24 protein-coding genes are annotated in these 25,781 nt (G+C 45.7%); 15 read left to right on the top strand and 9 right to left on the bottom strand.

Annotated elements, in window-relative coordinates; translation table 11 throughout:
- Positions 1 to 178 precede the first annotated feature (178 nt).
- A complete protein-coding gene (efp, locus tag R7R78_RS20155; RefSeq protein WP_005381500.1) occupies positions 179 to 745 on the bottom strand; it encodes an elongation factor P in 567 nt (188 codons plus the stop codon).
- Between the two features lie 32 nt (positions 746 to 777).
- Between efp and epmB the strand changes: the two genes are divergently transcribed.
- Complete coding sequence (epmB, locus tag R7R78_RS20150; protein ID WP_225474172.1) at positions 778 to 1,800, top strand: EF-P beta-lysylation protein EpmB; 1,023 nt, start codon at positions 778 to 780, stop codon at positions 1,798 to 1,800.
- Between the two features lie 95 nt (positions 1,801 to 1,895).
- Positions 1,896 to 2,393: an MgtC/SapB family protein gene (locus tag R7R78_RS20145; protein WP_005381504.1), complete on the top strand. Its 498-nt coding sequence runs from the start codon at positions 1,896 to 1,898 to the stop codon at positions 2,391 to 2,393.
- Between the two features lie 99 nt (positions 2,394 to 2,492).
- On the opposite strand, the gene R7R78_RS20140 is transcribed toward R7R78_RS20145, so the two are convergent.
- The 3 genes from R7R78_RS20140 to R7R78_RS20130 all read right to left on the bottom strand — a co-directional run bounded on the left by R7R78_RS20140 (position 2,493) and on the right by R7R78_RS20130 (position 5,384).
- Positions 2,493 to 3,056, bottom strand: a complete 564-nt coding sequence (locus R7R78_RS20140) for a VC2662 family protein (protein ID WP_005381507.1) — start codon at positions 3,054 to 3,056, stop codon at positions 2,493 to 2,495.
- Positions 3,057 to 3,369: 313 nt separating this feature from the next.
- Complete coding sequence (gene groL, locus R7R78_RS20135; RefSeq protein WP_005381509.1) at positions 3,370 to 5,016, bottom strand: chaperonin GroEL; 1,647 nt, start codon at positions 5,014 to 5,016, stop codon at positions 3,370 to 3,372.
- A gap of 77 nt (positions 5,017 to 5,093) precedes the next feature.
- On the bottom strand, positions 5,094 to 5,384 hold the full coding sequence (locus R7R78_RS20130) for a co-chaperone GroES (RefSeq protein ID WP_005381516.1): 291 nt from the start codon (positions 5,382 to 5,384) through the stop codon (positions 5,094 to 5,096).
- Between the two features lie 240 nt (positions 5,385 to 5,624).
- Here R7R78_RS20130 and R7R78_RS20125 point away from each other — a divergent pair, with 240 nt between their 5' ends.
- The gene (locus tag R7R78_RS20125) at positions 5,625 to 7,007 is read left to right on the top strand and encodes an MATE family efflux transporter (RefSeq protein ID WP_017635565.1); all 1,383 of its coding nucleotides are present in this window, start codon (positions 5,625 to 5,627) and stop codon (positions 7,005 to 7,007) included.
- A 91-nt stretch (positions 7,008 to 7,098) separates the two neighbouring features.
- Here the strand turns inward: R7R78_RS20125 and pfkA are convergent, their stop codons facing one another.
- From pfkA to R7R78_RS20110, 3 genes are all read right to left on the bottom strand, one after another.
- Positions 7,099 to 8,061 carry a 6-phosphofructokinase gene (pfkA, locus tag R7R78_RS20120; protein WP_005381521.1) on the bottom strand — a complete coding sequence of 321 codons (963 nt, stop codon included), beginning with the start codon at positions 8,059 to 8,061 and terminating at the stop codon, positions 7,099 to 7,101.
- A gap of 283 nt (positions 8,062 to 8,344) precedes the next feature.
- A complete protein-coding gene (fieF, locus tag R7R78_RS20115; protein ID WP_213973490.1) occupies positions 8,345 to 9,253 on the bottom strand; it encodes a CDF family cation-efflux transporter FieF in 909 nt (302 codons plus the stop codon).
- A gap of 111 nt (positions 9,254 to 9,364) precedes the next feature.
- Positions 9,365 to 9,877, bottom strand: a complete 513-nt coding sequence (locus R7R78_RS20110) for a CpxP family protein (protein ID WP_005386388.1) — start codon at positions 9,875 to 9,877, stop codon at positions 9,365 to 9,367.
- 190 nt (positions 9,878 to 10,067) lie between these two features.
- Here R7R78_RS20110 and R7R78_RS20105 point away from each other — a divergent pair, with 190 nt between their 5' ends.
- From R7R78_RS20105 to trmL, 4 genes are all read left to right on the top strand, one after another.
- Entirely contained in the window at positions 10,068 to 10,757 is a 690-nt protein-coding gene (locus R7R78_RS20105; protein ID WP_213973483.1) for a response regulator, read from the top strand.
- Positions 10,757 to 12,151 carry an envelope stress sensor histidine kinase CpxA gene (gene cpxA / locus R7R78_RS20100; protein WP_005382383.1) on the top strand — a complete coding sequence of 465 codons (1,395 nt, stop codon included), beginning with the start codon at positions 10,757 to 10,759 and terminating at the stop codon, positions 12,149 to 12,151. Before R7R78_RS20105 ends, cpxA begins: the two co-directional genes overlap by 1 nt.
- 174 nt (positions 12,152 to 12,325) lie before the next feature.
- Positions 12,326 to 12,934 carry a superoxide dismutase gene (locus R7R78_RS20095; RefSeq protein WP_005382382.1) on the top strand — a complete coding sequence of 203 codons (609 nt, stop codon included), beginning with the start codon at positions 12,326 to 12,328 and terminating at the stop codon, positions 12,932 to 12,934.
- A 136-nt stretch (positions 12,935 to 13,070) separates the two neighbouring features.
- Positions 13,071 to 13,550, top strand: a complete 480-nt coding sequence (trmL, locus tag R7R78_RS20090; RefSeq protein ID WP_025768811.1) for a tRNA (uridine(34)/cytosine(34)/5-carboxymethylaminomethyluridine(34)-2'-O)-methyltransferase TrmL — start codon at positions 13,071 to 13,073, stop codon at positions 13,548 to 13,550.
- A 70-nt stretch (positions 13,551 to 13,620) separates the two neighbouring features.
- Here the strand turns inward: trmL and R7R78_RS20085 are convergent, their stop codons facing one another.
- Positions 13,621 to 14,139 carry an FxsA family protein gene (locus R7R78_RS20085; protein ID WP_130545484.1) on the bottom strand — a complete coding sequence of 173 codons (519 nt, stop codon included), beginning with the start codon at positions 14,137 to 14,139 and terminating at the stop codon, positions 13,621 to 13,623.
- Between the two features lie 431 nt (positions 14,140 to 14,570).
- On the opposite strand from R7R78_RS20085, the gene aspA reads away from it, so the two are divergent.
- The 4 genes from aspA (at position 14,571) to R7R78_RS20065 (ending at position 20,324) form a co-directional block, all read left to right on the top strand.
- Positions 14,571 to 16,022 (top strand): aspartate ammonia-lyase, encoded by a 1,452-nt coding sequence (gene aspA, locus R7R78_RS20080; protein ID WP_005382379.1) that lies wholly within the window; start codon positions 14,571 to 14,573, stop codon positions 16,020 to 16,022.
- 176 nt (positions 16,023 to 16,198) lie between these two features.
- The gene (locus R7R78_RS20075) at positions 16,199 to 17,506 is read left to right on the top strand and encodes an anaerobic C4-dicarboxylate transporter (protein ID WP_005382378.1); all 1,308 of its coding nucleotides are present in this window, start codon (positions 16,199 to 16,201) and stop codon (positions 17,504 to 17,506) included.
- A gap of 161 nt (positions 17,507 to 17,667) precedes the next feature.
- The gene (locus tag R7R78_RS20070; protein ID WP_225474171.1) at positions 17,668 to 19,500 is read left to right on the top strand and encodes a protein-disulfide reductase DsbD; all 1,833 of its coding nucleotides are present in this window, start codon (positions 17,668 to 17,670) and stop codon (positions 19,498 to 19,500) included.
- 194 nt (positions 19,501 to 19,694) lie between these two features.
- The gene (locus R7R78_RS20065) at positions 19,695 to 20,324 is read left to right on the top strand and encodes a response regulator (RefSeq protein ID WP_005382375.1); all 630 of its coding nucleotides are present in this window, start codon (positions 19,695 to 19,697) and stop codon (positions 20,322 to 20,324) included.
- Here R7R78_RS20065 and R7R78_RS20060 read toward each other — a convergent pair.
- Positions 20,321 to 22,072 (bottom strand): potassium/proton antiporter, encoded by a 1,752-nt coding sequence (locus R7R78_RS20060; protein ID WP_225474170.1) that lies wholly within the window; start codon positions 22,070 to 22,072, stop codon positions 20,321 to 20,323. The genes R7R78_RS20065 and R7R78_RS20060 overlap by 4 nt on opposite strands.
- A gap of 520 nt (positions 22,073 to 22,592) precedes the next feature.
- Here R7R78_RS20060 and R7R78_RS20055 point away from each other — a divergent pair.
- The 4 genes from R7R78_RS20055 to R7R78_RS20040 all read left to right on the top strand — a co-directional run bounded on the left by R7R78_RS20055 (position 22,593) and on the right by R7R78_RS20040 (position 25,764).
- Complete coding sequence (locus tag R7R78_RS20055; protein ID WP_005382373.1) at positions 22,593 to 22,856, top strand: DUF4212 domain-containing protein; 264 nt, start codon at positions 22,593 to 22,595, stop codon at positions 22,854 to 22,856.
- Positions 22,857 to 22,868: 12 nt separating this feature from the next.
- Positions 22,869 to 24,596 carry a sodium:solute symporter family protein gene (locus R7R78_RS20050; protein WP_005382372.1) on the top strand — a complete coding sequence of 576 codons (1,728 nt, stop codon included), beginning with the start codon at positions 22,869 to 22,871 and terminating at the stop codon, positions 24,594 to 24,596.
- 108 nt (positions 24,597 to 24,704) lie between these two features.
- A complete protein-coding gene (locus R7R78_RS20045; RefSeq protein ID WP_005382371.1) occupies positions 24,705 to 25,187 on the top strand; it encodes a hypothetical protein in 483 nt (160 codons plus the stop codon).
- Positions 25,188 to 25,386: 199 nt separating this feature from the next.
- The gene (locus R7R78_RS20040) at positions 25,387 to 25,764 is read left to right on the top strand and encodes a hypothetical protein (RefSeq protein ID WP_005382370.1); all 378 of its coding nucleotides are present in this window, start codon (positions 25,387 to 25,389) and stop codon (positions 25,762 to 25,764) included.
- Positions 25,765 to 25,781: the final 17 nt, after the last annotated feature.

The raw sequence follows: 25,781 nt of genomic DNA, 5'->3' as shown, positions 1-25,781 counted from the left end.
TGTTACATTAAGGAATAATCGACAGATTCATGGAATAAATAAGATTTTTACGAATAATACAAAATCATCAAAAATTTGCGGAGGATATCGATGTTTTACGCAGAGGGATTAAAAGAGAAGAATCACAGGCAATAAAAAAGGCCGCCGAAGCGACCTTTCTAACAATCATATAAAGTGCTTACTTCACACGACCTACGTATTCAGCAGTACGAGTATCTACGCGAATCACTTCACCAATTGAGATGAACAGAGGAACACGAACAACAGCGCCAGTTGATAGCGTCGCTGGTTTACCGCCAGTACCTTGAGTATCACCTTTCAGGCCTGGGTCTGTGTCTACAACTTCTAGCTCAACGAAGTTTGGTGGAGTAACAGTAATTGGGTTACCGTTCCAAAGAGTGATCATACAAGTGTTGTTTTCTACCAACCACTTAGCGTTTTCACCTACCGCTTTTGCATCCGCTGCGATCTGTTCAAACGTTTCACTGTTCATAAAGTGGTAGAATTCGCCGTCTGAATATAGATAATCTAGGTCGATATCCATTACGTCTGCCACTTCACAAGTGTCACCAGACTTGAATGTTTTCTCTAGCACTTTACCAGAAAGAAGTTTACGAATTTTAACACGGTTGAACGCTTGGCCTTTACCTGGTTTAACGTATTCGTTTTCCAGAATTACACAAGGCTCGTTATCAAGCATTAACTTAAGACCGCCTTTAAATTCATTGGTGCTAACTGTAGCCATTTTTTCCTCTTACATTCTTAGAGCTAAATTCAATGCCGCACATAATAACCCGAAAAGTCGAATCTGTTGAGCAAAACTGGCTCAAACAGTTGGCGAATGGGATCTCTGATCCTGCAAAATTGCTCGAAATACTGGAAATTGATCCTTCACCGTGGCAAGACGGGTTTGCCGCGCGCAAGCTGTTTGCACAGCGTGTACCGCAAAGTTTTGTCGATAGGATGGAGAAAGGCAACCCTAAAGACCCTCTTTTACGTCAGGTTTTACCACTGAGCGACGAATTTGAGGTGCATCCGGGTTACTCCAATGATCCATTGGAAGAGCAGGACAATGAAGTCCCTGGCCTGCTACACAAGTATCGCAACCGCGCCCTGATGATTGTCAAAGGTGGCTGCGCGGTAAATTGCCGTTACTGTTTTCGTCGTCACTTCCCTTATCAAGAGAACAAAAGCGGGAAACAAGCCTGGACCAAGTGCTTAGAGTACATGGCACAACAACCAGAGTTGAACGAAGTCATCTTCTCAGGTGGTGATCCATTAATGGCAAAAGACGATGAGATTCATTGGCTTTTAGAGCACATTGCTCATATTCCTCACATCAAACGTCTGCGTATTCATAGCCGTTTACCTGTGGTGATTCCTGCTCGAGTCACTGATGAACTATGCCAACTGCTGCAAGCATCAAGGTTACAAATCATCCTCGTCACTCACATCAACCATGCTAACGAAATCAATGACGAATTTGCTGAACAGATGTTCAAGCTCAAAAGAGTGGGCGTTACGCTTCTAAACCAAGGCGTTCTGCTGAAAGGCGTGAATGATTCGGTAGAAGCTCAAGTGGCATTAAGTGAGGCCTTATTTGACGCGGGTATCTTGCCTTATTACCTCCACGTTCTTGATAAGGTGCAAGGCGCAGCGCACTACTTTATTTCGGACGAAGAAGCGAAAGCTATTATGCGCGGACTCATCACGCGTGTATCGGGTTATCTGGTGCCAAAACTCACACGAGAAATTGGTGGCAGGCCAAGTAAAACGCCGTTGGATTTGCATTTAGAATAAGCTCCAACGCTCAATTAAATTTGTCGTCTAGATTGATTATTTTTGTTCGCTTTGCACGGTAAGTCTATGCATACTCCGCACTTTTGGAGGTCAAGATGCATACAGCATTCGAACAAATTTTCGATCTTGGCCCATTCAGTTGGCCTGCCCTACTATGCTGCGCCATTAATGGGCTCATGATCGGTATAGAGCGCCAAACTCGTGGTAAACCGGTTGGCATTCGCACAGCAATACTAATTATTTCAGGCACCTACCTGTTTATGTCGATGGCCGTGTCGTTATCGCCAAATACACTTGATCAAGCACGAGTGCTTGGTCAGATTATTACTGGCGTCGGCTTCTTAGGCGCTGGCGTTATGATGACACTTGATGGAAAAATCCATGGCGTAACATCCGCGGCTGTAATATGGGTGCTAGCAGGTTTAGGTTTGATGATAGGTTTAGGTTATTTAACGCAGTCGGTGGTTATTACTCTCCTGACATTAACCGTGTTGTTAGGTGTGGATAAAGCAGAAAACCACATCAAAGCATTACGCCGCGGTGTTCATCAAAGAATTCAACAACGCAAAACTTCATCACGATTAATTAAATAGTTAACGCTCCGAGAAACTCGCTTCATCCCATCTGTAATTAAAAGCCCTCGACGAACATCGAGGGCTTTCTGTATATAAAGATTCTGACTTTCTCAGGGATTACTTAGCAAAGTTGATGAGTGGGAAACACTTGAAGAAACCGTTATCCGCACAGTTCAAAAGACCAATTTGCACGCCATCGATTTGATCGGTCATGTTGAAGAAACCAAACTGGAAATTAGACTTCTTAGAGATACTCGCTAAGCCCACATCCGCCATGGTGTAGCCTTCAGAATAGTTCACCGCGCTCCAGTTCAAGCCTTTTACGTTGTTCGTAATGTTAACAGCACCCAAGTTAACACCCGTCGTCTGACCTTGGTTCCAGTTCACTAAGCCTAAAGACGCGCCTTTCATTTCTTGATTTACTTTTGCTGCGCCAAAAAACAGACCGAAGTTCACACCTGTCGTACGATCCGTTTCTGACATACCAAGCAGTGAAAAGTCGACACCTTTAACCTCATTTACCTGCCCATGCAGCACAGCTAAACGAACGCCACCAACTGAAGAATTAGAAGGTGCGTTTGTGTTATCGATAGTAGAGAACATCACAGGTGTACTGTCGGCAAAAGCAACAGGTGATGCGATAGCGGCTGCAACCGCCAATGACGTCATAAGCTTTTTCATTTTCATCTCCATGATGGGAAGCAACAATTTACAACATAGTGTAATGTTCAGATTTTGCTCTGTCCCCGTTCAAAAAGTGTTAGCAATAGGTCAGATTTAACCATCTGACTCAAAAGAAAAAATATTTCTCTTCGATTTTTTGCTTCTGAAATGGCGCTTTTTACGCTCAAAAATTTCATGATAAGCCACACCAGAACGTCATGTTTCTCAGGTGATACGCATAAAAAAGTCGAGGCATCTGCCTCGACTTTTAAAGGTTTGGTCGGTTATCTTTCCGCTATAAGGTTTCCCTAGAGCGATGAGATAAGCTGGCTTACATCATGCCGCCCATACCGCCCATGCCACCCATGCCGCCCATGTCAGGCATCGCTGGCGCGTCTTTTTGCGGTAGGTCAGTAACCATCGCTTCAGTTGTGATCATCAAACCTGCAACCGATGCTGCGAATTGTAGTGCAGAACGAGTAACTTTAGTTGGATCTAGGATACCCATTTCTAGCATGTCGCCGTATTCGCCTGTTGCCGCGTTGTAGCCGTAGCTACCTTCACCCGCTTTCACGTTGTTCGCAACCACTGAGTCTTCCTCACCTGCGTTCTTCGTGATTTGACGGATTGGCGCTTCCATTGCACGTAGTGCAACGCGGATACCAACGTTTTGTTCTTCGTTGTCACCCGTTAGGTGAGCAATCTTAGATGCCGCACGGATCAGTGCAACACCACCACCAGCAACAACACCTTCTTCAACCGCTGCACGAGTTGCGGCTAGCGCATCTTCTACACGGTCTTTCTTCTCTTTCATTTCAACTTCAGTCGCTGCACCGACTTTGATTACTGCAACACCGCCAGCCAGTTTAGCAACACGCTCTTGTAGTTTCTCTTTGTCGTAGTCTGAAGTTGCGTCTTCGATTTGTTGACGAATCTGAGCAACACGGCCAGAGATCATCTCTTCTTCACCGATACCATCGATGATAGTCGTGTTTTCTTTCGTGATAGAAACACGCTTCGCTTGACCTAGATCTTCTAGTGCAACTTTTTCTAGCTCTAGACCGATCTCTTCAGAAATCACAGTACCGCCAGTTAGGATAGCGATGTCTTGTAGCATTGCTTTACGACGGTCACCGAAGCCAGGTGCTTTCACAGCTGCAACTTTTACGATGCCACGCATGTTGTTCACAACCAATGTTGCTAGCGCTTCGCCTTCTACATCTTCTGCAATGATAAGCAGTGGACGAGATGCTTTCGCGACAGCTTCTAGCGTTGGAAGAAGCTCACGAATGTTTGAGATCTTCTTGTCTACTAGAAGGATGAATGGGTTTTCTAGATCAACACTGCCTGATTCTTGGTTGTTGATGAAGTAAGGAGACAGGTAACCGCGGTCGAACTGCATACCTTCTACTACGTCTAACTCGTCTTGTAGCGCCTGACCTTCTTCAACCGTGATAACGCCATCACGACCCACACGCTCCATTGCTTCTGCAATGATATTACCTACGCTTGCGTCTGAGTTTGCAGAGATAGTACCAACCTGCGCGATCGCTTTTGTGTCGTTACATTCAACAGAAAGCTCTTTTAGTTGCTCAACTGCCGCGGCAACAGCTTTGTCGATACCACGCTTAAGATCCATTGGGTTCATGCCCGCTGCGACTGCTTTTAGACCTTCGTTAACGATAGATTGTGCTAGTACCGTTGCTGTTGTTGTACCGTCACCCGCTGCGTCGTTTGCTTTAGACGCAACTTCTTTAACCATTTGTGCGCCCATGTTCTGGAATTTATCTTCCAGCTCGATTTCACGCGCTACTGATACACCATCTTTAGTGATAGTCGGTGCACCAAAAGATTTGTCTAGAACGACATTGCGTCCTTTAGGACCCAGTGTTACTTTTACTGCGTCAGCCAGAACGTTTACACCTTCCAGCATTTTAACTCGTGCGTCATTACCAAATTTAACGTCTTTAGCAGCCATCTTTGATTTCCTTTCTAAAATTCTTTGTGTGTAATTTCGTAATTGAATCTGAGCAAAAAATTACTCAATGATTGCTATTATTCAACGATCGCCATGATGTCGTTTTCAGACATGACAAGCACTTCTTTACCGTCGATTTTTTCAGTTTTTGTACCGTAACCTTCAGCGAAGATAACGGTATCACCGACTTTAACGTCTAGTGGCAGTACGGTGCCGTTTTCTAGGATGCGGCCTTTACCCACAGCTAGAACAACACCGCGAGTCGATTTTTCTGCAGCAGAACCAGTCAGAACGATGCCACCAGCAGACTTAGATTCAACTTCTTTACGTTCAACGATAACTCGGTCATGTAATGGACGAATGTTCATCGGTCGTCTCTCCTGAAAATTTCCATGTTTATTTGATAATTGTCCTTAGGGACTGTAGCCCCAGACACGTGATCCCTATATAAGGGGTCGAAGCAGCGATCCCAAGGGGGTGGCACAAAATTTTTGTGACTTAGTTAAAATAACGAACAACTAGGCAACGGTTTGCGTTAGAAATGCTCACTCGCTCGGCATCTCGCTTTCTTGTATCCTTGCATTTTGCTCACCAGATAGTTGTCACACATGCAGGAAAATAACAAGCTGGAACCCCAAGCGACCGATAAGCATGGTTTGTTGACCGCACCCATTCCTGAAACGCTGCGGAAAATGACCGTACCCATGACCATGGGCATGATCGCAATTTTGATGTTTAACTTGGTGGACACGTTTTTTATCTCGTTGCTTGGCACTCAAGCGCTAGCAGCTATCAGCTATACCTTCCCTGTCACCTTTGCGGTTAACTGCATTACGATGGGGATTGGGATGGGACTATCGACCAATATTGGTCGCTTGCTTGGGCAAGGTCATGCACCACAAGCTGCACGGTTCACCACCCACGGTTTGTTATTAGCCGTGTTACTTGTGGCTATCGCGTCTTCTATTGGCTTTACCACCATTGCGCCATTGTTTCGTTTTCTTGGTGCGTCTGATGATCTCATCCCTCTTATTGAGCAGTATATGCAGGTCTGGTATCTCACCATTCCTCTGCTAGTGATCCCAATGGCGGGCAACAGTGCTATCCGAGCTACTGGCGACACAAAGACACCAGCAAAAGTCATGATGTTGGCTGGTTTGATTAATGGCATGCTCGATCCATTGTTGATTTTCGGTTATGGCCCTTTTCCGGAACTTGGCATTCAAGGCGCAGCCATAGCAAGTGCCTTTAGCTGGTTAGGTGCTTTGTGTGGCTCATTCTATGTGCTAATTAAACGGGAAAAATTGCTTGCTCAACCCCAATGGGCTTTGCTGAAACAAGACTGGCAACAGACACTAAAAATTGGTACCCCTGCAGCGCTATCAAACGCGATGAATCCGTTGTCCGGTGCCATTCTGATGATGCTGTTATCCAACCACGGTACAGCGGCGGTTGCTGCTTACGGCGCAGCGCAGCGTATTGAGTCCATATTGATTTTAGTATTGATGTCGCTGACCTCTGCCCTCACACCGTTTATGGCACAAAATTTAGGAGCCAAACAACCGCAACGAGCCTTTTCCGGTTTATTTATTAGCATGCGTTTTGCAGTGGTATTCCAAGGGTTTATCTTCTTGATGATGGTACCGCTGAGCATTCCTCTGGCTGCGCTGTTTTCTCAGGAAGATGCGGTGAAAAACCTGCTTTGGCATTATTTACTGGTGGTGCCATTTAGTTATGGCTTCCAAGGCATCGTAATGATGTTAGTCAGTGGTTTGAATGCGATGCACAAGCCATTGCGTGCATTCCAGTGGAGCTTTATGCGGCTGTTCATTTTTACCTTGCCATCGGCGTGGGTCGGGAGCCAAATCTACAGCATTGAAGGCTTGTTTATCGGTATCGCGGTTGGGAATACGTTGGGTGGGCTACTGGGCTACTTGTTTGCGCTGCGCGAGCGCAAATTAACGCTCATAGAGCAGAGCAGCGTGTCTTAGCACTCGTCTATCGCTAGTTTCTTTTTTGTTGATTCTCAAATACAAAAAAACCGCGGAAAGCCGCGGTTTTGTTTATCTATTTCAAGCTTGCTTAGAATAACTCTTCAGCAACTTTGTATAGATCGTTGCGTACTGGACGCTTCATGTTTTCGATTGCGTCGATGATATCGTGGTGAACAAGTTGCTCTTTCACGATACCTACACAACGACCACCATGACCTTCGATCAATAGGTGAACAGCGTAGTTACCCATACGAGATGCTAGTACGCGGTCAAATGCAGTTGGACGACCACCACGTTGGATGTGACCAAGTACTGTTGCACGAGTTTCACGACCTGTCGCGGCTTCGATGTCACGTGCTAGTTCATTAGCATCCATCATTAGCTCAGTAAGCGCGATGATCGCGTGTTTCTTACCTTTAGCGATACCATCTTGGATGTTGCTGATCAGCTTGTCTTTGTCTAGACCAGTTTCCGGAGTGATGATGTATTCACAACCGCCCGCAATTGCAGACATCAGAGTCAAATCACCACAGTGACGGCCCATGATTTCTACAATTGAAATGCGTTGGTGAGATGAAGAAGTATCACGTAAACGGTCGATTGCATCGATAACGGTGTTTAGTGCACTTAGGTAGCCCACAGTGTAATCCGTACCTGCGATATCGTTGTCGATTGTGCCCGGAAGACCGATACATGGGTAACCCATTTCAGTCAGTTTCTTCGCACCCATGTACGAACCATCACCACCGATTACCACTAGTGCATCGATACCATGTTTTTTCAGGTTCTCAATCGCTTTTTCACGAACTTCCACTTGTTTAAATTCAGGGAAACGTGCAGAACCTAGGAACGTACCACCTTTGTTGATCACATCTGAAACGCTAGAACGATCTAGCTTCTCGATGCGGCCTTCGTATAGGCCTAGGTAGCCGTCGTACACACCGAATACTTCCAATCCTTCGGATAGTGCTGTACGTACTACGCCGCGTATCGCAGCGTTCATACCAGGTGCGTCACCGCCACTTGTTAAAACACCGATCTTCTTAATCATGCTCACCCTCGATCTTTGGCAATCAATTATTTAATTTTCTTTTAGGCCCCTTGTTACCAAGCAACCTGCATAATCCAGAACTGTGCGTTATGTTACATTTCCTCTACAGGATTACCAATGAAAACGCACTTTTTTATGTAACTTTTCTACTTATGTAAGAGTATTACAGTTTCTCTATGAAACTTTGTTGATTCATATCAGGATCACGAATCTTAATAAGTATTGATGGAAAGATAGTCAATAAGTACCTGTTTGTCGTCGGGCACTGATGGATTTTTCAAGCCTACCAATCTTGTGCTTTCTGCTCTTTCTCTGGTCCGAAAACGACAGACAATGGATCTTGATGGATCAATACATCCGCATCAGGAAACAGAGCCAATAAATTATCTTCCACTTTATCAGCAATGTAATGCGCCTCAATTAATCGTAAGTTATCGTCTAGCTCTAAATGCAACTGTATAAAGCGCGTCGGTCCTGACATTCGCGTGCGTAACTGATGCACGCCCAATACCCCTTTTACGCTCAAACAAGCTTGGTTAATTTGCTCAAGCTCTTCATCGGGCAACTTTCTATCAAGTAAGGTTTGAATCGCTTCGCTGACCATTTTGAAAGCGCTATAAAGAATGAAGACACCAATACCAATCGCAAACACAGCATCCGCTTGAGTCACTCCAAAATAACTGAGCCCCAGAGCAACCATGATCGCAGCATTCATATACAAATCAGTCTGATAATGCAGAGAATCCGCCGCTATTGCTTGGCTCCCCGTCACGCGAACCACATGTTTTTGGAACATCACCAAGCCAAGTGTGACCACAATCGCAAACAGCGATACATACACACCAAACTCCGGTGCGTGTAAAGCATGTGGGCGGAAAAATCGGTCAATCCCGTTAAGAATCAAAAATACTGCCGAGCCCGAAATAAACATTGCTTGGGCTAGGGCCGCTAAGGACTCAGCTTTACCATGTCCAAACGTATGTTCGCGGTCTGCCGGTTGTAAGGCGTAACGAACCACCACAAGATTCACAACCGAAGCCGCGATATCTAACATGGAGTCAATCAATGACGCCAATAAGCTCACTGAGCCGGTTACCCACCACGTGATGACTTTTACTATCAGAAGAAGCGTCGCCACAATGGTTGCAGTCCAAGCGGCGGTCGTAACTAAACGTGCGTATTGCTGTTTCATAATCAAAGAGTTAACTAAAACCATACGTTGAGTATATTGAATGACCATGAAATAACCAGATCAAAAAGAGGCAACCAATGGCTGCCTCTTTATATAACATCAATTCATGACTTAATTATTGCGCGACTTTTCCATACGCTTGTGCATTCTGTCGCCACACTCTTGCATACGTTCATTTTGTAGCTCAACAAATTTCGCTTTCTGCTCAGGTGTTAATACGCTAAGCATTTGGTGCTTTCTTTCTAGCATTTGCACGCGACGTTCCGTTTGGCGCTCAACCATCTCTTTTGCTAATTCGCTAGCTTGAGCTTCATCAAAGTTATCCGCCAGCAAAAGCGATTGTACTTTTGCGTGATGCGCTTGACGCTCAGCCATACGTGCTTCTTTGCCATCAGCGAATTTTGCTTTCATTTCTGCTTTGTTTGCTTCACGCATTTCTTTTAGCTGATCTTTTTGTGCATCAGTCAGGTCTAGTTGACGCATGACACCTCGGTCCATACCCATGCCGCATTCGTCACGAGGGCCTTTATGATGGTTTTTACCACCGTAAGCGAATGCGCTTGCGGCGCCAAGAGTAAGAGGTAGAACAACAGCAGCTAACACAAGTTTTTTTGCAGACTTCATAATACGATTCCTTACACAGGTGAGTGGTTCTTCTGAGCTGTTCCCACAGCGCTTGAGTATAGAATACGACCCGCTAGGTAAAGCGACGTATAGGGAGCGTAAAGAATCGTAAAGAGTGATTTTTCTCCTCTTCGTTGCGCATCATTCCAATGTAATATTAGGCTATCGGTAACTTACTATAGGTGCCCCCATGGCAAACATTCTTTTAATCGATGACGATATCGAGCTAACTAGCTTATTAAAAGAAGTACTCAGTTTCGAAGGGTTTGACGTCAGCGACGCAAATGACGGTGAAGCCGGCTTAGCCGCGATCAATGATAAGATTGATTTGATTTTGTTGGATGTCATGATGCCAAAACTCAATGGCATGGAAACGCTGAAACGCTTACGTGAAAATTGGGAAACTCCCGTCTTGATGCTGACCGCTAAAGGGGAAGAAATTGATCGCGTGATCGGCTTGGAACTGGGCGCGGATGATTATTTACCAAAACCTTTTAGTGACCGAGAGCTGTTAGCGCGAATCCGCGCGATTTTACGCCGCACTAGCAGCACACAAAAAAATACCAAAAACAGCGATTGCATTGAGTATCAAGAAATCCGCCTCTATCCCGGTAAGCAAGAAGCGTATTGTGAGCAACAGCTACTCGATCTCACGGCAACCGAGTTTGCGCTACTCACCCACTTCGTACAAAACCCAGGACAAGTGCTGACCAAAGAGACACTGAGCTTAGATGTGCTTGGTAAACGACTCGCTGCTTTTGATCGCGCTATCGATATGCATGTCTCGAACTTACGTAAAAAATTACCAGATCAAAGCAATGGCAAGCCGCGAATCAAAACCCTGCGTGGTCGTGGCTACATGCTGCTTGAGGAGGATTAATGCGCCTATCACGCATCAAACTGCCAAACATCAATAGCCTGTATGGACGCATCTTTGCCATTTTTTGGTTCACCATGTTATTAGTATTGATAGCCGTGCTATCACTGCCACATTTGGACCCACGCAAAGCTCGCGATATTCCAGAAGAACACTACAAACGTATGGTAGAAACGCGTGACTCAATCCAACAAAAATACAGCCAGCAAACTGATTTAGGCCGCATACTTTTTCGTATCGAGGGCAACCGCCACGGCAAGCACGACCCTCGCCCGAGGGTGTTTTTTTCTGACTACAGCGGTAATGTTCTTACGACAGAAAAACGCAGCAATTTTCAATTGCGTGCAATGCAAAACTTTGTCACCAGTATCGAAGATTACAATAATCCAAAGCAGAAGCTGTATGGTCGATACATGATTGCGGGCCCAATTCCTATCACTTTGGCAGGTTCCGATATCTTGATGTACGTGGGCTTCAAATGGAATGAGCCACCACCTCTACTCCTGCGTCTGTTTGATCACCCATTCCAGCTCTTGCTTGCGGTCATGCTAGTTAGTACACCATTGCTGTTATGGCTTGCTTGGGCTTTGAGTCAGCCTGCACGTCGTCTTGAAGCCGCTGCTCAACGTGTGGCGAAAGGTGAATTTGTCACAGACCCAAATTTAGAAAAAGGCACGGCGGAGTTTCGTCAAGCAGGTAGCAGCTTCAACCAGATGGTCGAAGCGGTTAATCAAATGATTTCAGGACAACAACGTTTGCTATCCGATATCTCTCACGAGCTGCGCTCACCTTTAACTCGTCTGCGCATGGCAAGCGCATTAGCGACGCGTAAACAAGGCGAAAGCCCAGAACTGACTCGTATCGATACCGAAGCGCAGCGCTTGGAACAGATGATCAGCGAACTATTAGAGCTTTCTCGCATGCAGGCGAACAGTCATATGACTCGCGAAACACAGCCACTAGAAAGTTTATGGGAAGAAATCATTAAAGATGCGCAGTTTGAAGCAGAGCAAATGGGCAAACAGCTACACTATTCAGAATTACCTAAGCGCAATATTTCCGGTAACCCTAAACTGCTGATGAGTGCGGTGGAAAATATCGTTCGTAACGCCATTTACTACGGAAAAGATGAGGTACAAATCGACATCAAAGCCGATGACGATACGCTTCGTATCACGGTTGACGATAATGGAGAAGGTGTACCAGAAGAGGAACTGGCCGCGATTTTTCGCCCGTTCTATCGCGTTTCCACGGCACGCGATCGCCACTCTGGCGGCACAGGTCTCGGCCTAACCATTACCGAAAGTGCCATTCGCCAGCACAGTGGCACGATCGCAGCCAGCCGAAGTCCTTTAGGCGGATTGCGTATGAGTATCACCTTACCGATCAATTGTTAGTCTCAATTTGATGAACTAACAATAATTCGCACCATATTTCTAGAGTGAGTGATTCACAGCCCCACCCTCACTTTAGAAATTGGCGAGGCTTCTTAGAATACCCTTACAAAGATCAAAGTTGATAATAATTATCGTTAGCATTAAAGTAAATTTTCCAATTAAGGAGGATTTACTATGTCACATACATTTCCCGCTCTGCCTTACCCGTACGATTCACTAGAGCCGTACATCGACGCGAAAACCATGGAAGTGCATTACAGCAAACACCACAAGACGTACTTTGATAAGTTTGTAAATGCCGTTGAAGGGAGCGAGCTCGAAACTCAGTCATTAGACGAGATCTTTGACAATATCTCTAAGCTCAGTCCAGCAGTACGTAATAATGGTGGCGGCTATTACAACCACATCATTTATTGGAATTGCATGTCACCAAACGGTGGCGGAGAGCCTCAAGGCGCGCTTGCTCAAGCAATTAACGATAAATTTGGTAGCTTTGCGCAATTTAAAGAGGCGTTTGCCCAAGCAGCCATCAATACCTTTGGGTCTGGCTTTGCATGGCTGATCGTAAAAGATGGTGAGATTCACATTACGTCCACCAGTAATCAAGACAACCCTCTGATGGACGTAGTGGATGTGCGCGGTGAACCAATCCTCGCATTAGACGTGTGGGAGCACGCGTATTACATCAGCTACCAAAACCGTCGCCCAGAATATATTGATGCGTGGTGGAACGTCGTCAACTGGCGAGCAGTTGAAGAAAACTATGCTCACGCTCTCTTATAAAGAGCATCGCTACTTACGGTATTAACATCCGCGCTAATGCCTGCTTTCATACCCAGGTCAATCTTGCTGAATCTCGCATATTTCGGTGACTTGGGTATATACTGCCCCTCTCTTTGACCAACTCTATTTCAATACCATGTTTGATATCGCTTTATACGAACCAGAAATCGCGCCGAACACCGGCAACATCATTCGACTATGCGCCAACTGCGGTGCAAACCTTCACTTAATTGAACCTCTAGGTTTCGATCTTGAAGAGAAAAAAGTCCGCCGCGCTGGTTTGGATTACCATGATTTAGCTCGCGTAACGCGTCATAAAAACTATCAAGCGTTCTTAGAATATTTAGAGAAAGAGAAGCAAGGTAACTACCGATTGTTTGCCTGCACCACCAAAACCACAGGTCACCACGTTGATGCACAATACCAAACAGGTGATGTTTTGATGTTTGGTCCAGAAACTCGTGGTTTGCCTGCTGAAATCATCGATAGCTTGCCAATGGAGCAGCGTATTCGCATTCCAATGATGCCAGATGCGCGCAGCCTAAACCTTTCGAATGCCGTTGCGATCATTGCTTTTGAAGCATGGCGTCAAATGGGCTTTGAAGGCGCATTGTAAGCAGCACGAATTCCAAATACAGAAAAGGGCGCTTGGTGCGCCCTTTTGTTTTCTTTACTGTCTAACTCAATCAGTTGAGCTTGTTGCGATCATCATCGTCTTTACGCTCGTATTCCCCTTCGAAGGTATTGCCATTATCTGACTGGGAATCAAATGGGTCACGACGGAACGGGTCTTGCTCATATGGCCCCTGGTTAGAGAAACCACCTTGGAAGCCACCGCCATGCATGGTTTTCACCACCATTTTGCTCATCAAGTATTTAGCTATCGCGGCGCGTGGCGCAGGAAGCAACACCAACATACCAAGGGCATCGGTCATAAAGCCCGGGGTTAACAGTAGCACGCCAGCCACCGCGAGCATTACGCCTTCAAAAATTTGCTGGGCTGGAATTTCACCTTGTTCAAGACGCCCCTGTACTGACATCAGTGTTTGTATACCTTGGCTACGAACCAACGATGCACCAACAAATGCCGTGATTAAGACTAGTGCAATGGTCGGCCATAAACCTAAAAAGCCGCCCACCTGAATAAATAAGCCGATTTCAATGATCGGAACAAAAATAAACGCTAATAATAAGATAGGAAACACACGCCCTCCTTTGTTTAATTCAGTGTAATGGTAAAAGCAGACTAAGCTCAAACGAATCGTTGTAAAAAAGCGTGTTCATACTGGTCTCCTTCTCTTTTAGACAAAGTAGCGGGAGCGCGTTTCATTCAATTGCGTACCGATTTTTTCGTGCTTTTAAAGTGCTAATTTCGAACTCTAAAAACTCATGTTTGTCGAGGAAAATCGAGTACCCATAAAGGGTTATTAATAACCCGTTCATACTTTGCAAATTATTGACTCATTAAAAACGAAAAAGGTGATCTAGTTACTATTTTTATGCGCTAGGTGCAGTATCATGTGCCACATAAGTCAGGACGGATTTTCCAGCCAAAAATTCTGATGAATGGATTCTAGATTGCAGAAATGGCTAATAAATAACTTTATTATCAGAATTATCATCTAAGGATCCTGCTATGGCTACCCTATCTGATGCTCCAAAAACAGCAAACCCAGCCACTCGTATTGAAGAAGATCTATTAGGTCAACGTCATGTCCCTGCAGATGCGTACTACGGTATTCATACGCTACGTGCGATCGAGAACTTCAACATCTCTAATATGACCATCTCTGACGTACCAGAATTTGTACGCGGCATGGTAATGACCAAAAAAGCAGCAGCGTTAGCAAACAAAGAACTTGGCGCTATTCCAAAAGACGTTGCAAACTACATCATCGAAGCGTGTGATTTGATCCTAGAAACTGGCAAGTGTATGGATCAGTTCCCATCAGACGTATTCCAAGGCGGTGCAGGCACTTCAGTTAACATGAACACGAACGAAGTGATCGCAAACGTTGCGCTTGAGTTGATGGGTAAAGAGAAAGGCCAATACGAATTTGTTAACCCAAATGACCATGTAAACAAGAGCCAATCAACCAACTGTGCGTACCCAACAGGTTTCCGTATTGCGGTATACAACAGCGTACACAAGCTAATGGAAGCAATTGAGTACCTAAAAGGCGCATTCGAACTTAAAGCCGTTGAGTTTAAAGATGTACTGAAAATGGGCCGTACTCAGCTTCAAGACGCAGTACCAATGACAGTAGGTCAAGAGTTCCATGCGTGGGCGGTAACACTAAACGAAGAGATTCGTGCTCTAGATTACACATCTAAACTCCTCCTAGAAATCAACCTAGGCGCAACCGCAATCGGTACTGGTCTAAATACACCAACTGGCTACCAAGCGCTTGCAGTAAAACACCTAGCGGAAGTAACAGGCCTTGACGTTGTTGCAGCAGAAGACCTTATCGAAGCAACGTCTGACTGTGGTGCATACGTAATGACTCACGGCGCGCTAAAACGCCTAGCAGTGAAACTATCGAAGATCTGTAACGACCTTCGTCTACTTTCTTCTGGTCCTCGTGCGGGTCTAAATGAATTGAACCTACCTGAAATGCAAGCAGGCTCTTCAATCATGCCAGCTAAAGTAAACCCAGTTATCCCAGAAGTAGTAAACCAAGTTTGCTTCAAAGTTCTCGGTAACGACAACACGGTTTCTTTCGCAGCAGAAGGCGGTCAGCTACAGCTAAACGTAATGGAACCTGTGATCGCACAAAGTGTGTTTGAGTCTATCTCTCTACTACACAACGCGTGTGTGAACCTACGCGATAAATGTATCGACGGCATCACTGTGAACAAAGAAGTTTGCGAAAACTACGTTTACAACTCTATCGGTATCGTCACTTACCTAAACCCATACATCGGCCACCACGAAGGTGACATCGTAGGTAAGATTTGTGCAGAAACTGGTAAGAGCGTTCGTGAAGTCGTGCTAGAGCGCGGTCTGCTTACAGCAGAGGAGCTTGATGAAATCTTGTCAGTAGAAAACTTCATGCATCCTACTTACAAAGCAAAACGTTACGAGTAATAACGAATCCGAAGGGGGCCACTCAGGCCCCTTTTTTAGGCTCTCATACGGTTAACCACATTTTTTATATGCTTTTATTGCCGCTAAGCCACTAGGTTCTCATTCTCTGAGCATTTACTCCTGTTCCTGAGTGTTCAAAAAATCAGAATCAAATAAAAAACTAAAGAGGTATCAATATGGTCATGGTCGAACTCTTCGTGGTTCTGCTCTTCATCTATTTGGGGGCAAGAATCGGTGGTATCGGCATTGGTTTTGCCGGTGGTGCTGGGGTCATTGCGTTGTCTTTGATCTTGGGCGTACCAACAAGCCAAGCTTACATTCCCGTTGACGTAATTTTGATCATCATGTCTGTAATCACCGCTATCGCAGCAATGCAAGTAGCTGGTGGTTTAGACTGGATGGTGCAAGTTGCTGAAAACTTTTTGCGCAAGCATCCTGAGCGCATCACCTTTTATGCGCCTATCGTAACTTACCTAATGACATTAATGGCGGGTACTGGCCACACGGCATTCTCTACTTTGCCAGTGATTGCAGAAGTAGCGAAAGGCCAAGGCGTGCGCCCTTCTCGTCCACTGTCTATCGCGGTCGTAGCATCGCAAATCGCTATCACCGCATCACCAATCTCAGCGGCTGTTGTAGCGTTCGCGGCAATGCTGCACCCATTTGGCGTTGACTACCTAACACTACTAGCAATCTGTATCCCAACGACGTTCATCGCGTGCATGATCGGTGCGTTCGTGGCGAACTTCATGGGCTGTGAGCTAAAAGACGATGCTGAATACCAAGAGCGTCTAGAAAAAGGCTTAATCAAGCTAAATACAGAAGCAAAACGCGAAATCCTACCAACAGCGAAGAAAGCAACCTTCATCTTCCTAGGCGCAATCGCATTTGTCGTGTGTTACGCAGCAGCAATTTCTGGCTCTGTGGGTCTTATCGAGAACCCTGCTCTAGGCCGTAACGAAGCTATCATGACGGTAATGCTAGCAGCTGCGGCAGCTATCGTAATGAGCTGTAAAATCGATGCTGGCAAAATCCCAGCCGCAGCAACATTCCGCTCTGGTATGACAGCGTGTGTGTGTGTTCTTGGTGTGGCATGGCTAGGTTCTACGTTCGTTAACGCGCACGTTGACGGCATCAAAGAAGTTGCGGGTGCGCTACTAGCAGACTACCCATGGATGCTAGCACTCGTTCTATTCTTCGCTTCAATGCTGCTTTACTCACAAGGTGCAACCACTGTTGCGCTGATGCCAGCAGCACTAGCAATCGGTGTCGCACCACTTACCGCAGTTGCATCTTTCGCAGCAGTAAGTGCGCTATTCGTGCTGCCAACTTACCCAACGCTTCTAGCAGCGGTTGAGATGGACGACACGGGTTCAACTCGTATCGGTAAGTACGTATTCAACCACCCATTCTTTGTACCTGGTGTGGTAACCATCGCTTCTGCGGTAGCACTTGGCTTCGCATTCGGTGGTCTACTGATCTAGTAGAAACAGAGTCTTACTCGGGGAGCTTCGGCTCCCTTTTTTATTGCCTGTTGTCTTGATTTATGCTCAATAAATCTTCATTTTCATGAAACTTATTGACTCGCCTCCGGGTCTGATTGAGTTACACTAACGGCAATTATCTAAGATGAATTGACTCTTTTATGCGCGCATTACTTTCCGTTTTACTCTTAGGGCTCATTACCTTTTCCACTCCGTCTTTAGCTTTATTTGGCAAAGACCAGTTTAACAATAGCCAGAACAACAGTTTTGGTAGCAGCAGCGACAGCTTTGTTCCGGTTGATCAGGCGTTTCCATTTAACTTCTACCAGCAAGATGACAAATTGATGCTCGATTGGCAGGTACGTGACGGGTACTACCTATATCAAGAGCGCTTGTCTGTAGCTGGTGAGAAAGTATCGCTAGGCGAACTGCAAATGGAAGACGGCACACCGCATAAAGATGAATTCTTTGGTGACGTGCATATCTATACTCAACCTCTCTTCGTTAATGTACCAATGCATGATTGGCAAGACGGTGCTCGCGTAGTCGTGCAATACCAAGGTTGTGCGAAAGCAGGCTTCTGTTACCCGCCAGAAACTCGCGTGATTCCTATCAGCGCGTTTACTTCGTCGAACTCAGATTCAACAACGGCGACAACTGCATCAAAAGCAGAACAGGCACCAACAGCAACGCCACCAGCGGTGCAATCATCTACGTCTGGTGACATATCATCAGCGCCAGTAACACAGCAAGATAGCCTTGCTGCCAACCTTGATGATAACTGGTGGACATCACTTCTGTTCTTGGCGCTTGGTGTGGGCTTGGCGTTTACACCTTGTGTGCTGCCGATGTACCCAATTCTGACCAGCATAGTGCTTGGCAGTGGCAAGCTAAGCCAACGCCGCGCGCTAGGCTTGTCATTCGTCTACGTGCAAGGCATGGCGCTGACTTACACCCTACTCGGCCTTGTGGTGGCATCTGCAGGTATGCAGTTCCAAGCGGCAATGCAGCACCCTTATGTGCTGATTGGCTTGAGCGTACTGTTCATCACACTCGCTTTGTCTATGTTTGGTCTGTACTCATTACAGCTACCAAGCAGCGTTCAAACGTGGTTAAACAACCTCAGCAACAAGCAGCAAGGTGGTAGCAGTGCTGGCGTGTTTGCAATGGGGGCAATATCTGGCTTGGTGTGCTCACCATGTACCACGGCACCTCTATCTGGTGCGCTGCTTTACGTTGCACAAAGCGGCGATTTGCTTACCGGTGGTATCGCGTTATACGCGCTGGCGATGGGCATGGGTATTCCGCTGATTCTTGTTGCGGTCTTCGGCAACAAACTGCTACCAAAAGCAGGTGGTTGGATGGACCGAGTGAAAACACTCTTCGGCTTTATTCTGCTTGCCGCACCTATCTTCTTACTAGAACGCATCATGCCAGAAATGTGGTCAACGATTCTGTGGTCAGCACTGGGTATTGCTGCTTTTGGTTGGCTATACCACATCAAAAACAGTCTAGAGTTTGGTGGCTGGAAACAAAGTGCCGTGGGCATAATCGCCGTCTTAGGTTTGCTAGCCTCAGCACAACCTATCTTAAATTACTGGTTTGGACACAGCACAACACAAACTCAGCAAGCCACTGTTAGCTTTACTCGCATTGCTAACGTGGCGGAGCTTGAAGAACAACTGGCACTTGCGAAAGCGGCAGGTAAACCCGTCATGCTCGATTTCTACGCCGATTGGTGTGTAGCATGTAAAGAGTTTGAAAAGTACACCTTCCATGACCCAAGCGTCGAAGCCAAACTGCAAGACTTCGTTCTTCTGCAAGCGGACGTGACCAAAAACCAAGTGCAAGACATCGAACTACTGAAGCACATGAGTGTGCTTGGTTTACCAACAATTGAGTTTTGGGATGCCAGTGGTGAACACGTTTCAAACGCTCGTTTGACGGGCTTTATGCAAGCCGAGCCTTTCTTAGAGCATATCAAGCAGTTCTGATAACCAGATATTCAAACGCCAGTGATGTCCACTGGCGTTTTTTATTGCTCAGATTTGAATAAGAACATTGCGTTTATATGCAATTTTCCTAATAAAAGTCGATTTGGTTCAGACTTTTAGCGAATAAATATTGTCCACTCTCTCAAAGCTGGACAATAATAAATTTAACGAAATAGTCAAAAGTGTTTAACGTCATGGATTCGACCTACACCATCATTATTGCAGATGATCACCCACTCTTCCGGAATGCCTTGTTTCAATCTATCCACATGGCTATTAGTGGTGCAAATTTGCTGGAAGCGGACTCACTCGACGCACTTCTGGCTTTGTTGGAGCGAGAGGAAGAGCCAGATTTAGTGCTATTGGATCTCAAAATGCCAGGAGCAAATGGTATGTCTGGCTTGATTCATTTGCGAGCAGAGCATCCAGATTTACCTATCGTCGTCGTTTCAGCGAGTGAAGAGCCGGCGATCGTGACGCAGGTGAAAAGCCATGGTGCATTTGGTTTTATTCCCAAGTCCAGCGACATGCGCGAATTAGTGAACGCACTCAATCAAGTGCTGAATGGCGACCCATATTTCCCTGAAGGGTTGATCACCAATAACGCGGCATGTAATGACTTAGCGGAAAAGATTGCTGCGCTAACACCACAGCAATATAAAGTGTTGGGAATGTTGTCCGATGGCTTGCTGAACAAGCAAATCGCTTACGAATTGAATGTTTCAGAAGCCACCATAAAAGCGCACATGACAGCGATTTTCCGTAAGCTCGGTGTAAAGAACCGCACGCAAGCCGTGATTATGCTGACGGAAATGAGCGACTAGATTGACGTCTTATCGTCAGACTTACTTTTTTCGTTTGGCAATCGGATACCGACTTTAATGACCTGCTGATCAACAACATCAGCGACGATCCAATGCAAACCTTGCCACTCGAAATGGTCTCCCAATACTGGCGTGCTACCTAATTGCTCTTCGACAAGGTTTCTCAAACTTTTATCCAGCGGTTCATCCCCCAGATTCAAACCATACATCACGGCAATATCGGCAAGCTTCACTTCAATATCGAGGAAGAAGTCACCGAAGAATCGCGCTAGCGACGCTTTCTCTGGGGCTTCACTAAACAGTAAGCTCAGTGCATCTAAATCCTTTTCTTGTGCTAATACACACAAGGTATCATCTTCCTCAAGGCGCGTACTGCCGGATGGGTGCAATAGCTCTTTACTGCGAAATACAGCGGCGATACGCGTTCCTTCCGGCATCGAAAGACTACGTAATGGCTCACCAATGCACCATTTATCTGCTTTAAGTCTATAGATAAACAGCTCCCACTCACTGGTCGGGTAAATCTCCACCCCCGTACGCGAAATTGGCTCAGGCTTAGAAGGTAGCTCGACCTTTGCAAGAGACATCGCTTTGGTCAACGTCCCCCCTTGCACTATCAAAGACACCATTACTACAAAGAATGCCAAATTGAAGTACAGTTGAGCATCTGGCAACCCTGCCATCATTGGAAATACCGCGAGGATGATAGGTACAGCGCCACGCAATCCTACCCAAGAGACAAACCACTTTTCACGTGGCGTGAAACTCTTGAATGGCAGTAAACCAATCCAAACTGAGATTGGTCGGGCAAACAAAATCATCCCGAAGGCAAGCGCAAGACCTGGCAACGCAATAGAGAGTAAATTAGATGGTGTAACCAACAAGCCAAGCACCAAGAACATACCAATTTGAGCTAGCCACGTCATACCATCTAAAACATGAAGAATAGAGTGGCGGCTGCGTGTTGGACGGTTACCTAATAAAAGACCAACAAGGTAAATCGACAAAATACCACTGCCACCCAAAGTGTTAGATAAAGCGAAAATAAGCAAGCCACCACTGACCGTTAAAATAGAATACAGCCCATCTGGTAATTGATTGCGATTGATAACTTTCCATAAGATCCAGCCACCAGCGAAGCCAAGTAACGCGCCGATACCAAACTGCTTAAGAAAACTGAACGCCAAAAAGCCCGCACTTAAATCTGCGCCAGGGTTCGCTAAAATAGCAATCAGAGTTACGGTCAGAAACACCGCCATAGGGTCATTGGTGCCGGATTCAATTTCCAGCGTTGAACCAACACGTTCGTTCAGGCTACGACCTTTGAGTAGAGAGAAGACCGCGGCAGCATCGGTGGAGCCAACAATCGCACCAACCAATATGCCTTGCAATAAATCTAAGTCGAATAACCACGTTGCCATCAGCCCGGTCAAAATGGTGGTGATCGCAACGCCAAATGTCGCCAAAGAGACCGAGGGCCATAACGCAACCCTAAAGCTGGCGACCCGCGTTCTCATCCCACCATCAAGCAAAATGATGGCTAATGCGAGGTTACTAACCAAATAAGCGATCGAAAAGTTATCGAATAAAATGCCGCCTAAGCCGTCTTCCCCCGCTAGCATTCCAACGGCTAAAAATACCAAAAGAATTGGGATTCCCAACTTAGAAGACACTGGGCTTAAAAGAACGCTAAGTGCGATTAACAACGCACCTATTAGAAAAAAACTGTTAATGGTGTCTGCGTCCATTCTCACCCTCCCTTAATGAAAAACGATAATAATTGTGATGAGCAAGGCTACTTCGTTAATGAGGTAATGCCCTAATCTGCCTCCCCTTTACACCGTCTCAAAATGCGAGGTTGTACGAGAATGACTCAGTTATATTACTTTATTGTGCGTTAAAACGGTGATTTGATGCGAAAACTTTATGTAAATAAATTACTTGTGAGCTTTCTTATCTACGCCTTCTCTCTTTAAGAGCCACAAGATCACCACCAATACTTACACAGCATCTCCAAGTTCAATGAAGAAAAGATTAATGGCCAGTCTTAATCATGCTTGTTTATCCAATCAACCTTTAGACCTTTGGCTAACTTAACAGTTTATTAACATAACATTTTACCCCTTTATTCGCTGCCAAAGCCCATTGTATGGAGGTTCCTCATTTTTAACACCCCGACTAAAGTTGAAAAGAGTTATTGCCAACACCTTGCTAATGTACATATTGAAACATTTCATTAACAACAATACCAATCGTAAGGAGACGGCAATGGCATTTGAAAGCGAAGAAAGAGCCAAAGCCTATTGGGACAAAAACGTGAAGCTCATGATCGGCCTAATGGTCATCTGGTTCGTCGTGTCTTTCGGCTGCGGCATTTTATTTGTCGACGTACTAAATCAATTTCAACTAGGCGGCTACAAACTCGGTTTCTGGTTTGCTCAACAAGGCTCCATCTATGCCTTCCTAGGAATTATTTTCTATTACGCATGGAAGATGCGCCAAATTGACCGTGAATTCGGCGTGGACGAATAAGGAGTCACTCAGATGGATTTGAAAACTATTACCTACCTGGTCGTTGGCGCCACGTTCATCCTGTACATCGGGATTGCTATTTGGGCTCGCGCCGGCTCAACCAAAGAGTTTTATGTTGCTGGTGGCGGTGTAAACCCGATTGCAAATGGTATGGCAACCGCAGCCGATTGGATGTCCGCAGCGTCGTTTATCTCAATGGCAGGCTTAATTGCCTTCATGGGCTATGGCGGCTCAGTATTTCTCATGGGTTGGACTGGTGGTTACGTTCTGCTTGCGCTGTTGCTAGCACCTTACCTACGCAAATTTGGGAAGTTTACGGTGCCAGAGTTTGTTGGTGAACGCTTTTACTCCAATACCGCACGTATCGTAGCGGTTGTTTGTCTTATCATCGCATCAGTGACTTATGTTATCGGTCAGATGAAAGGCGTAGGTGTTGCGTTTGGTCGCTTCTTAGAAGTGGACTACTCCACTGGCCTATTAATTGGTATGTGTATCGTTTTCATGTACGCGGTTCTTGGCGGCATGAAAGGCATCACTTACACGCAGATTGCTCAATATTGCGTACTCATTCTTGCTTACACTATCCCTGCAATCTTTATCTCTCTGCAACTCACTGGTAACCCAATCCCACAAATTGGTCTAGGGAGTACCATGGCTGGTACCGATGTCTATCTACTCGATCGGCTTGACCAAGTGGTGACCGAACTCGGATTCAGTGAATACACGACCCAAGTACGTGGCGACACACTTAATATGTTTGTCTACACCATGTCACTGATGATTGGTACTGCCGGTCTACCACACGTAATTATCCGTTTCTTTACCGTGCCGAAGGTTCGCGACGCACGTACATCAGCAGGTTGGGCTCTGATCTTCATCGCCATCCTTTACACTACTGCACCAGCGGTATCAGCGATGGCTCGCCTCAACCTAATGAATACGGTAAATCCAGCTCCGGGTCAGCACCTAGCGTATGACGAGCGTCCTGCGTGGTTCAAAAACTGGGAAACAACTGGACTACTCGGTTTTGACGATAAAAATGGCGATGGCAATATCCAATACACTTCAGATGCGTCCACCAACGAACTGCGCGTTGATAACGACATCATGGTATTGGCTAACCCAGAGATCGCTAAACTACCAAACTGGGTGATTGCACTTGTGGCAGCAGGTGGTCTTGCAGCTGCACTATCTACCGCAGCAGGTTTACTACTCGCCATTTCTTCAGCTATTTCCCATGACTTAATCAAAGGGGTTATCAATCCGAACATATCCGAGAAAAAAGAGCTACTTGCTAGTCGAATATCAATGGCAGTAGCGATAGCAGCCGCAGGCTATCTCGGTTTAAATCCGCCTGGATTTGCCGCAGGTACGGTAGCACTCGCCTTTGGTCTTGCCGCTTCATCCATCTTCCCTGCATTGATGATGGGCATCTTCAGCAAGAGCATCAACAAAGAAGGCGCAATCGCCGGTATGATTGCGGGTATCAGTATTACGCTGTTCTACGTATTCCAACACAAAGGCATCCTTTTCGTTGCTGATTGGAAATATCTAGAAAGCTGGGGAACAAACTGGTTCCTGGGTATTGAGCCAAACGCGTTTGGTGCTATTGGCGCACTATTTAACTTCATCGTCGCATTCGCTGTATCCAAAGTAACAGCAGAAACGCCACAAGAAGTAAAAGACCTAGTCGAACACGTTCGCGTGCCAGTAGGTGCTGGTAGTGCAGTGGATCACTAAAAACTAATCAAAACCACAAAAGCCCCGTTTGGAACCAGCCGTCCGGGGCTTTTTTATTCTCACTTTTCAGTTACCATATTCGCAGTATGTCGTTGCAAGGAAGCCAAGATGTTCAAAAACAAGCACTTTATTCTCGCTCTACTGATTGCGCCAGTTCTCTCTTTGATCGCTTACTTCGGTACCGATATGGCCCTCAGCGAGAAGCCCCACGCGGCGCAAGAAGGGGAAACTTACAAACTCGCGAGTAAGTCTAATTGTCGTTACACCAGCGGTCTGTGTGATATGGAAAATGGCGATTTTAAAGTGAAATTTCGCTCGGAAAAACTCACTAAAAATAACTTAGAATTGTCACTCAACGCCGCTTACCCACTCGAAGGGGTTAAAGTTTCTATTGTGAGTGACAAAGAGAAAAACGCTCAACCGATTGATATGAAGCCCGCCGATCAAGCAGGCCAAAGCTGGTACATCACCTTACCAAAGCCTGCATCTGCAGAAAGCTGGTTAAGAGTCGTCATTCAATCAGGCGGCACACTGTATTATGGTGAAACGCAAACCGCATTTGTGAAGTACGAAACCTTATTTACTGAATAACGCTGACAAGCTAATTCACCGGTCTTCAAACGACAGTGACTTAGTTTCACTCAGCATAAATGAATTCCTACTCAGCCGACGCCTTTGCGTCGGCTTTTGTTTCCGTAAGTCTTTCTTCAACAACCTCTTACTCTAAAAAGGGTTGCCAACCCACAAGTTAATTGATAATAATTATCATTACATTCAATGAGAGGTGGTTATGGACAACAAACGGGACATCTTTAACGCATTTTTTAAAGCCCAAGATAGATTCCTTCTCGCCGCACCACATGGCTTTGAGCCAGACGTGATTCATGACTATATTCATTGGGGAATGGTGTTGTCTTCCTGTTATGAACACGATGCCGATGAAGAAAATCTATTGTTGTGTGAGCTGTTTTTACGTCAGGTTTATTTCCATTTACTAGACGCAATTCAAGACTCAACTCGCAGTCGTATCTTCCGTCGTGTCTGTCTCGATTCTATCCATACGCCATTATTCTGCCTCAAACGCTATTACTACCAGTTTGAACAAGGCGACGTGAAATTTCTCGCACTACAACAACAATTACGCCTGATTCAAATCTCACTCGATTAACCAAAAGGATCCCTACC

The organism is Vibrio sp. 2134-1 (assembly GCF_033339495.1).
Note: the sequence above shows the minus strand (reverse complement) of the source record. Positions and strands in the feature narration are given on the sequence as shown.